Source organism: Streptomyces sp. NPDC059861, assembly GCF_042731435.1.
Classification (GTDB): domain Bacteria; phylum Actinomycetota; class Actinomycetes; order Streptomycetales; family Streptomycetaceae; genus Streptomyces.
In genome coordinates this window covers 233,416-242,395 of the sequence record NZ_JBHWJQ010000007.1, presented here as the reverse complement: position 1 = coordinate 242,395, position 8,980 = coordinate 233,416, and the positions used below count along the sequence as shown (strand labels likewise).

Here is an 8,980-nt window from a genome sequence, read left to right as displayed (position 1 = left end):
CGGTAACGTGTGGAGTTGACCGGTACTAATAGGCCGAGGGCTTGTCCTCAGTTGCTCGCGTCCACTGTGTTGGTTCTGAAACCACGAACAACACCACTGCCATGTTGATGGTGGTGGTCTGGTTGTCTGTTTCATAGTGTTTCGGTGGTCATAGCGTGAGGGAAACGCCCGGTTACATTTCGAACCCGGAAGCTAAGCCTTACAGCGCCGATGGTACTGCAGGGGGGACCCTGTGGGAGAGTAGGACGCCGCCGAACAATTTTTGATGAAAACCCCGCATCTTCGGATGCGGGGTTTTCTGCGTTTTAGGGCGGGCACTACGGTGGGGCCCATGAGCACCAGCGCCGAAGAGCGGTACGTCGTTCGGTCCCTGCGGGCCGAGGAGTGGCCGGCGACCCGGGAGTTGCGGCTTGCCGCGCTGCGGGACCCGGTCGCGCGGATCGCCTTTCTGGAGACCTACGAGGAGGCGGTGGCCCGCCCGGATTCGTTCTGGCGGGACCGGGCCGCTCGGGCCGCGGAGGGCGCGGTCGGGGCTCAGCAGGTCGTCGCCGAGGGACCGGACGGGGAGTTGGTCGGGACGCTGACCGTGCTCGTCGAGGAGCCGGGGACGACGGACTGGGCCGGGTTTCCCGTGACGCGGCGGCAGGGGCATCTCGTGGGGGTGTACATGCGGCCCGAGCATCGGGGGTGCGGGCTGACCGAGTTGCTCTTCGACGAGGCGCTGGAGTGGTGCTGGGCGCGGGGGCTGGAGCGGGTGCGGCTCATCGTGCACGAGGAGAACGGGCGGGCGCAGGCCTTCTACCGGAAGGTGGGCTTCGAGGCCAGTGGCGTGAGCGTCCCGTTGGCCGGCCAGGAGGGCCCCTGTGAGCGGGAGTTCGTTCTGGAGCGGGGCTGACGTCAGACCGGGAGCTCGTCGTGGGGCCAGCGGGTGCGGGCCTGTTCGCGGGAGCGGACGAGGGCGAGGGTCGGCAGCCCCTGGTCGGCTCCGGAGGCGAGCAGCCAGGGGAGTTGGGGGATCGGGGCCACCGCCGCCACGTCGTCGAGGACGAGGGTGAGTGGTGGGTCGAGCCGACCGGAGGATGACCGTTCGGCCATGCGCCGGCCGTGCTCGACCACGCTGGACACGAGCGCGGTGATCAGGGGCATCGCGCCCGGGTTGGTCCGGGGGTCCTCGATGGATTCACCGACCACATAGAGCGTGCCCCCTTCTGCGACGAAGGAATCCAGGGAGAGGGTGTCGGGTCGGTTGGGTGTGCACGACTCGCGGATGTTGAGCGTGAACAGGGCCGAGAGGGCGCGGGCGGTCAACTCGTGCGCCATGTCACGGCGTTCGGGGTGCGCGGTGAGGGCGGCTTCGAGTTCGCCGGCGGCGCCGGGGGCGGCCTTGGGGTGGGTACGGAGGGTGCGTACCGCTTCCTGCATCTGGGTGCCCTGGGACCAGCGGTGCACGTGGCGGATGGTGCGGTTGTCCAGGGCGGCGGCGTGCAGATAGCTGCGCAGGAGGGTCTGCGCGGTGTCGCTGACGGCCTGGTCGAGTCGTGAGGTGGGGTTGACCGGGGTCAGGAGGGCGGCGGCTCTCGCGATCGCCGTCTCCTTGTCCTCGCAGTGGGTGATGGGGGACCAGTGCAGGCGGGCCGGGGTGTCGCAGGTGTGGGTGGGGTCGTAGAGGAGCGTGGGGCCCAGTTTGGCTCTGGGGTCCTTGGTGTCCTGCCAGAGGGACGGGTTCGAGGTGACGACGAGGGTGGGGCCGTCGGCCTCGCGGATCGCCTCGGTCGCGGTTGTCCGGCGGGCTTCCTTGGTCGTCGCGTGGAGCTTCTCCCAGCCGCCCACCTGATTGCCGAACAGGGGGGTGCGGAGCACCTGCTCCGGCTCGCTCTCGTGGAGTGTTTCCGTCGGCTGCGGTGCCGGTGCCGGCACGACGGCTTCCGCGGTTCTCGGGGTCGGGACCTCGTGGGAGACCGCGGGTGCGGGGGTCGACGTGTGCCGCGCGGCCGCCCGGCGTTTCACCTTGCCCGCTCTCCAGCGCGCCACCGTCCCCATCACGAAGAGCGTCAGCACGAGCAGGACCATCAGCTGGCCGATGAACAGTCCCCAGAACAGGCCGTACCCCGAGAGCTGTGCTCCCGGGGTCTGCGGCCAGGCGCCGGTGATGTCGTGCGGCTGGGCGATGAGGTGGCGCATGGCAAGCGGTGTGCCGGTGAACGTCACGCCCCGCGGCCACGACCCGTGCGCGAACAGGCCCGCCAGGCCGGTGGCCGTCCAGACCAGCAGGGTCATGCCGAGGAGAAACCCGAGTATGCCGATCAGCAGGCCGTCGGGGATACCGCCCTGGGCTTCCCGCCGGTGGTCGTCCGCTCTCACGCCGTCCCCTTACGCCACCGTCGACTCGGAGTCGCCGAGGTGCTGTTCCATGAGCGCCGCCGCTCGTTCCTCCGCCTCCAGCTCGGCGGCGCGCAGGGCGTCGTCGGTGAGGTCGGCGGAGGACTCGGTCATCGCGCGGTCGGTGAAGACCAGCGGGCGTTCCGTCTCCGTGACCAGGTGTTTGACGACCTGGACATTGCCGTTGACGTCCCACACGGCGATGCCCGGTGTCAGTGTGGGGATGATTTCCACCGCCCACCTGGGCAAACCCAGCACCCGGCCGGTCGCCCGCGCCTCGTCGGCCTTCTGCGCGTAGATCGTCCTGGTCGAGGCCATCTTCAGGATCGCCGCGGCCTCCTTCGCGGCCGCGCCGTCGACCACGTCGGACAGGTGGTGGACCACGGCCACGAAGGACAGGCCGAGCCGTCGGCCGAACTTCAGCAGCCGCTGGAACAGCTGCGCCACGAAGGGGCTGTTGATGATGTGCCAGGCCTCCTCGACCAGGAAGATGCGCTTCTTCCGGTCGGGGCGGATCCAGGTGTGTTCCAGCCACACGCCGACGATCGCCATCAGGATCGGCATGGCGATGGAGTTGCGGTCGATGTGGGAGAGGTCGAAGACGATGAGCGGGGCGTCGAGGTCGATGCCGACCGTCGTGGGGCCGTCGAACATGCCCCGGAGGTCACCGTCGACCAGCCGGTCCAGGACCAGTGCCACGTCCAGGCCCCATGCCCGTACGTCGTCTATGTCGACGTTCATCGACTCGGCCGACTCGGGCTCGGGGTGCCGTAGCTGCTCGACGATGTCGGTCAGGACGGGCTGGCGCTCGACGATCGTCTCGTTGACGTAGGCGTGCGCCACCTTGAGGGCGAAGCCGGAGCGCTCGTCCAGGCCGTGCCCCAGCGCGACCTCGATGATGGTGCGCAGGAGCGCCAGCTGGCCGGTGGTGGTGATGGCGGGGTCCAGCGGGTTCAGGCGGATGCCGTGGTCCAGGGCCGCCATCGGGTCCAGGCGGATGGGGGTTATTCCCAGCTCCTGGGCGATGAGGTTCCATTCGCCGACGCCGTCCTCGCCCTGGGCGTCGAGGACGACGACCTGGCGGTCGCGGAAGCGGAGCTGGCGCAGGACGTATGTCTTCTCCAGCGCCGACTTGCCGTTGCCGGACTCGCCGAGTACCAGCCAGTGCGGGGCCGGGAGCTGCTGGCCGTACAGCTGGAAGGGGTCGTAGATGTAGCCCTTCCCGGAGTAGACCTCGCGGCCGATGATGACGCCGGAGTCGCCGAGGCCGGGGGCCGCGGTGGGCAGGTAGACCGCCTGGGCCTGGCCCGTGGAGGTGCGCACCGGCAGCCGCGTGGTCTCCACCTTCCCGAACAGGAAGGATGTGAAGGCTTCGGTGATGACGGAGAGCGGGTCCCGCATCAGGGCATCAACCCCTACCTTCGGATTCCGGTGGCGAACGGGAGGGTGTTCACGAAGGCCCGGTGGTGCTCGCGGTCGCACCACTCCAGCTTCAGATACGACTTTCCGGCCGACGCCCTTATCGTGCGCTTGTCGCGGGCCAGTGCCTCCGGGTTGCGCGAGGAGACGGTGATGTAGCCGACCAGGTTGACGCCGGCGGCGCCGCTCGCGAGGTCCTCTCCGCGCTGGTCGAGGCGGTTGTGGGCGGCGATGTCGCGGGGGTCGACGGTGCGGTTCATCTTGGCGGCGCGGGACGCCTCGGCCTCGTCGTTGGTCTTCTCCGTCAGCATGCGTTCGATGGCGACCTCAGTGGGTTCGAGGTCCATCGTGACGGCGACCGTCCGGATGACGTCCGGGGTGTGGACCAGCAGCGGCGCCAGGAAGTTGACGCCGACCGGGGTCATCGGCCACTCCTTCACCCAGGCCGTGGCGTGGCACCAGGGGGCGCGCGTGGAGGACTCGCGTGTCTTCGCCTGGAGGAAGGTGGGCTCCATGGCGTCCAGTTCGGCCGGCCAGGCGTTGCGCTTGGTCATCGCCTGGATGTGGTCGATCGGGTGGTCCGGGTCGTACATGGAGTGGATCAGCGAGGCGAGCCGGCCCTGGCCGAGGGGCTGCCGTACGCGGATGTCGGCTTCCTGGAGCCGGGAGCAGATGTCCGTCAGCTCGCGGGCCATGACGACGGCGAGCCCGGCGTCGCGGTCGGCCTTGCCGCCGTGCGGGCGGGCCGCGCGGGCCATGGCGTGGGCCTCGGCGGCGAGTTCGCGGCCGTAGTGCATGCAGGCGACGAGGTACGCGCGGTGCTGCTCGCTGCTCGTCGACACCATCGACTGGAGCTGGTCGTACGACTGCTGGAGCCACGGCAGTGCGCGGTCGTCGCCGCGGACGGAGACGTCCTTGGCGTGGGCGTCCGGGTCGGCGGGGAGGGTGCGGGCGAGCATCTGGAGGCGGGTGACGAAGCCGTCGCCGTTCGCCACGTGCTTGAGGAGGGTGCCGAAGCGGTCGACGAGGGCTTCCTGGTCCTCGCTGTCGCGCAGGCCGACGCCGGGGCCCTCGATCTCGATGGCGGCGGTGACGGTCTTGCGGTCCGCGTGCAGCAGTACGGCGATCTCGTCGGGGCCGAACGGGGCGGCGAGCCAGGTGATACGGCCGATGCCCGGCGGCGGGCCGATCTCGATCTCGCGCCCGTCGAGCCGGGTGCCCGCCTCCATGACGCCGGAGCGGTAGGTGGCGTTCTGGCGCAGGGTGCGCTTGTAGCTGCGGTTGATCTCGTACCACTTGTAGAGCGTGCGGTGCTTGTACGGCACGTAGACCGCGGCCAGCGCCAGCATCGGGAAGCCCATGAGGAGCACGATCCGCAGGGACAGGACCGGGACGAGGAGCCCGCACATCATGCCGAGGAACGCGCCCACGATGATCAGCGCGATCTCGCCGGTCTCTCGATTCCGGCCGACGATCGCGTTCGGCCGGGCGCGGCCGATCAGATATGTACGGCGGGGCGTGACCGGATGGGACAGGTGGGACTCGGTCGTCAACGCCCTTCACCTCCCGGGCGGTTGCCGCTGCTGTTGCGGGTGTTGCTGGCGTGGGGCGTGTTGATCGGGCTGGACGAGCGTGGCGCGGGAGCGGCGGAGGGGACAGATCCGCCGCCGCCGTTCGTGGGGCGGGAGCTGTGGGCGGCGACGCCGCCGGAGGCCTGGTTGGCGGGGCGGGCGCCGCCGCCACCGCCGGACTGGGCCTGGCCGTTGTTGTCCGCGCGGGTGCTGTGGGTCTTGATGCCCTGGGCGACCAGGGTCGCGGGGGAGCTGATCACGGCGGCGGCCTTGCCCTCGGCGTTCTGCATGATGCGGTTGTTGCGGGAGCCCGCGATCTCGTCGCCGAAGCCGGGGACGAACCGGTAGATCATCGCGGAGGCGAAGATGGCGAGCAGGATGATCGCGAGGCCGGAGACGACCGCGGAGAAGGCGTCGGGGCCGTCGTCGGCGCTGAGGGCGCCGGCCAGGCCGAGGACGATCACGATGACGGGCTTCACGAGGATGACCGCGATCATGATGCCGGCCCAGCGGCGGACGTGGCCCCACAGGTTCTTGTCGACGAGGCCGGCGTAGACGACCGTGCCGAGGAGGGCGCCGACGTAGAGCAGGGCGGCCCTGATGACGAGTTCCAGCCACAGGACGCCGGCGGCGAGGATGCTGACCAGGGAGACGACGATCAGCATGATCGGACCGCCGCCGATGTTCTCGCCCTTCTCCAGGGCGCCGGAGAAGTTGCCGAAGAAGGCGTCCGTCTGGTCGCCGGTGGCCTTCGCGAGGACCTCGGAGACGCCGTCGGTGGCCGAGACGACGGTGTAGAGGATCAGGGGGGTGAAGGCGGAGGCGAGGACGGTGAGCCAGAGGAAGCCGATGGCTTCGCCGATGGCGGTGGAGAGGGGGGCGCCTCTGACGGCTCGCTTGGCGACGGCCAGGAGCCAGAGGAGGAGCGTGAGGATCGTGGACGCGGCGAAGACGACGGCGTACTGCTGGAGGAACTTCTCGTTCGTGAAGTCGACGTTGGCGGTGTCCTTCACGGCCACGCTGAGCTTGTCGATGGTCCAGGCGGCGGCGTCGGCACAGCCCTTGGCGAGGGAGGAGAGGGGGTCGAGGGTGGAGGTGGGGTCGAGGGAGGGGGAGTCGACACCGCTGCGGTTCGAGCCGCTTTCTCGTTCGCAGTAGTCCTTGGCGGGGCCGCGGATGAGATCGCAGGGGTCGTTGCTCGGGGTCGGCGAAGGCGTGGGTGCGGCCATGGCGTGGGTGGCCATCAGCACCGCGGTGGACTGTACGGCCGCGAAGGCGGCCGTGACTGCGAGGAAGCGGTGGTTAGCGCGCATACGTGAACCCTCCGTACTCCTCGACGGCCTTCGTCATGTCGTCCGCGGTAGAGGCCTGCTGGTCGCGCCCGACCGGCACGGGTCCGTCCTTCTGCTGGAAGTCCGTGACCTTCCAGTCGTTCGCGATCCACGTCAGCTGGTACGTCGTCGTGTACCAGCTTTCGGACACCGGGTTGGTGGAGCGTTCGCCGGAGAGGCCGAAGAGAGACGTGTACCAGACCTCGACGGTGGCGTCGTCGGCGCTGAACGCGGTGGCTTTGGTGCCCACCGGAATGACGCGGGAGATGAAGGACTGCCCCTTCGGAGCCGTGCCGTCCTTCTGCAGGCCGATGTTGGTCAGGAAGTCCTCGCTCGAGTACGCGCTGTCCAGGTCCGCCTGCCGGGCGGCGGCGACATCGGGGGCGTACACCGTGCCGACGATCTGTTGCCGGCCGGCCTTGCTGAACATCTCGGCCGAACCCAGCGCGATGGAGTAGTTCGCCGCCGCGCTCTCCGCGCCCTTTTGGTCATGTGCGAACCCCGTAGGGATGCCCGCCGACTTGGTCTCCGCCGGACGTTCCCCGCTCGCCGCCGTCGATGACGTCGTCGGGCCCGACGCTCCGCCGTTCGGTGAAGTGGGGTCGTCGTCGCCTCGGTTGGCGAAGGCGATCGCGGCGATCAGGAGGACCACCACGCCGACCACCGTGATCAGGCTTCGGGAGGAGTTGCGGGGGCGGCGGGGGGTGCCGCCGTAGGGTTCGCCGTCCGGCAGCCGGGTACGGGTGTGCCCGGTGCCGCCGTAACCGCCGGAGGCCTCGTGTTCGTCCCCGGGACTCATGCCGCGTCCGCCCCCTCGATGTCGTAGTGGAGACCGTCGTACCGAATGACCGCGTAGGTGTACGACGGTAGCCGCGCTGGTTCCCGCGCGGGCGCGGTGTGGTGACTCGACATCAGGGACATCAGGGAAACGCAACCTCAGCCGGTGGGCACGACGGGCGGGTGATGGGTAGTGGGGACCGGGCGCGCCCGGGGAGGACGGGGGTGGGCGCGCTTACACCGCCATGCCGTACACGATGGTGAAGAGCGTGCCGAGGGAGCCGATGATGAACACTCCGGTGAGGCCGGCGATGATGAGGCCCTTGCCCTGTTCCGCGCTGAAGGTGTCCCGGAGGGCCGTCGCACCGATGCGCTGTTTGGCCGCCCCCCAGATGGCGATGCCGAGGCAGATGAGGATGGCGACGGCCATCACCACCTCGATCATCACCTTGGCCTCGTTGCCCAGGCTGCCGAAGGGGCCCCAGTCCGGAGCGATCCCGCCGATGATGGTGTTGATGTCTCCCTCGTCGGCCGCAAAGAGCATGTAAGTCACCGCCCCTGTTGGGTAGTTCCGCAGTCCCCTGCGGTGCGCAGAGGTCAGGCCTCATTCTCACCGACAACGGCGCCGTCGTATGTCGACTTGGCGTCATTGCTTGGCGGGTTTCGTACGAATACCTCGTATGGTGACTCTGTGTATCACGGCAGGTAACGCCGGGCAACGAGGTGGGTGCGGAACCTGTGGTGTGGTGCCGTCGTTGAGCCTCTTTACGACCGGAGCGGTCGCGTCGATGTTCTCCGGGTGAAGGCTATCGCCGTGAACCGTCCGGGCGGTGACGCGGGGTCAGCGGGGGCGCAGCCCGTGCAGCAGGTGGTGGACGACCTCGCCGACGCTGTCGAGGGCGTCCTGGGGCGGGAGCGAGCCGTTGGCGGTGAACGCGGCGATGCCGTGCAGGGTGGCGCCCGCGTGGAGGGTGATGCGCTCGGGGTCGCCCTCGACGATCTCGCCGCGCCGCTGGGCGTCCGCGACCAGGCGGAGGAAGGGCGTGATCGTGCGCTCCACGGCGGCGGCGAGCTGCTCGGAGACGTCCGGGTCGTGCTTGCGGGCGTACATGAGCTCCAGCAGCTCGGCGTTGTCGATGGTGAACCCGAGGTAGGCGCGCGCGAGCGCGGTGAGCCGCTCCTCCATGGCGAGCGTGGGGTCGTCCGCGGCTTCGAGGGCCCGGGTCATGCGCTCGAAGCCGGTGAGGGCCAAGGCGTCGAGCAGGGCCTGCTTGTCCTTGAAGTGGCGGCCCGGGGCGGCGTGGCTGACGCCGGTCTCGCGGGCGAGTTCACGCAGGGACAGTGCGGTGGCGCCCCTGTCCCGCAGGGTGCGCTCCGCGCCAGCGAGCAGGGCGGCGCGCAGGTCTCCGTGGTGGTAGGGGCGGGTCTCGGGCATGCGCATCATCCTATCGCGATGTTGTCGGCGTCAGCTTTGTTGCCACCGTCACCTTTGTTGTCATTGAC

General features: G+C 69.4%; 8 protein-coding genes and 1 rRNA gene. 2 read left to right on the top strand and 7 right to left on the bottom strand.

Annotation, left to right across the window (positions count from 1 at the left end; genetic code table 11):
• Positions 1-140 precede the first annotated feature (140 nt).
• A 5S ribosomal RNA gene (rrf, locus tag ACFV6X_RS09290) occupies positions 141-257 on the top strand.
• 74 nt (positions 258-331) lie between these two features.
• On the top strand, positions 332-895 hold the full coding sequence (locus ACFV6X_RS09285; RefSeq protein WP_385379915.1) for a GNAT family N-acetyltransferase: 564 nt from the start codon (positions 332-334) through the stop codon (positions 893-895).
• A gap of 2 nt (positions 896-897) precedes the next feature.
• Here the strand turns inward: ACFV6X_RS09285 and ACFV6X_RS09280 are convergent, their stop codons facing one another.
• The 7 genes from ACFV6X_RS09280 to ACFV6X_RS09250 form a co-directional block, all read right to left on the bottom strand.
• Positions 898-2,361, bottom strand: a complete 1,464-nt coding sequence (locus tag ACFV6X_RS09280) for a type VI secretion protein (RefSeq protein WP_385379912.1) — start codon at positions 2,359-2,361, stop codon at positions 898-900.
• A gap of 9 nt (positions 2,362-2,370) precedes the next feature.
• Positions 2,371-3,780 (bottom strand): ATP-binding protein, encoded by a 1,410-nt coding sequence (locus tag ACFV6X_RS09275; RefSeq protein ID WP_385379909.1) that lies wholly within the window; start codon positions 3,778-3,780, stop codon positions 2,371-2,373.
• Positions 3,781-3,794: 14 nt separating this feature from the next.
• A complete protein-coding gene (locus ACFV6X_RS09270; RefSeq protein WP_385379906.1) occupies positions 3,795-5,351 on the bottom strand; it encodes an SCO6880 family protein in 1,557 nt (518 codons plus the stop codon).
• Complete coding sequence (locus ACFV6X_RS09265) at positions 5,348-6,682, bottom strand: hypothetical protein (protein ID WP_385379903.1); 1,335 nt, start codon at positions 6,680-6,682, stop codon at positions 5,348-5,350. Before ACFV6X_RS09265 ends, ACFV6X_RS09270 begins: the two co-directional genes overlap by 4 nt.
• Positions 6,672-7,499 carry a hypothetical protein gene (locus ACFV6X_RS09260; protein ID WP_385379900.1) on the bottom strand — a complete coding sequence of 276 codons (828 nt, stop codon included), beginning with the start codon at positions 7,497-7,499 and terminating at the stop codon, positions 6,672-6,674. Before ACFV6X_RS09260 ends, ACFV6X_RS09265 begins: the two co-directional genes overlap by 11 nt.
• A 213-nt stretch (positions 7,500-7,712) precedes the next feature.
• A complete protein-coding gene (locus tag ACFV6X_RS09255; RefSeq protein WP_006136301.1) occupies positions 7,713-8,021 on the bottom strand; it encodes a hypothetical protein in 309 nt (102 codons plus the stop codon).
• A 297-nt stretch (positions 8,022-8,318) separates the two neighbouring features.
• Complete coding sequence (locus tag ACFV6X_RS09250) at positions 8,319-8,921, bottom strand: TetR/AcrR family transcriptional regulator (RefSeq protein ID WP_385379897.1); 603 nt, start codon at positions 8,919-8,921, stop codon at positions 8,319-8,321.
• Positions 8,922-8,980: the final 59 nt, after the last annotated feature.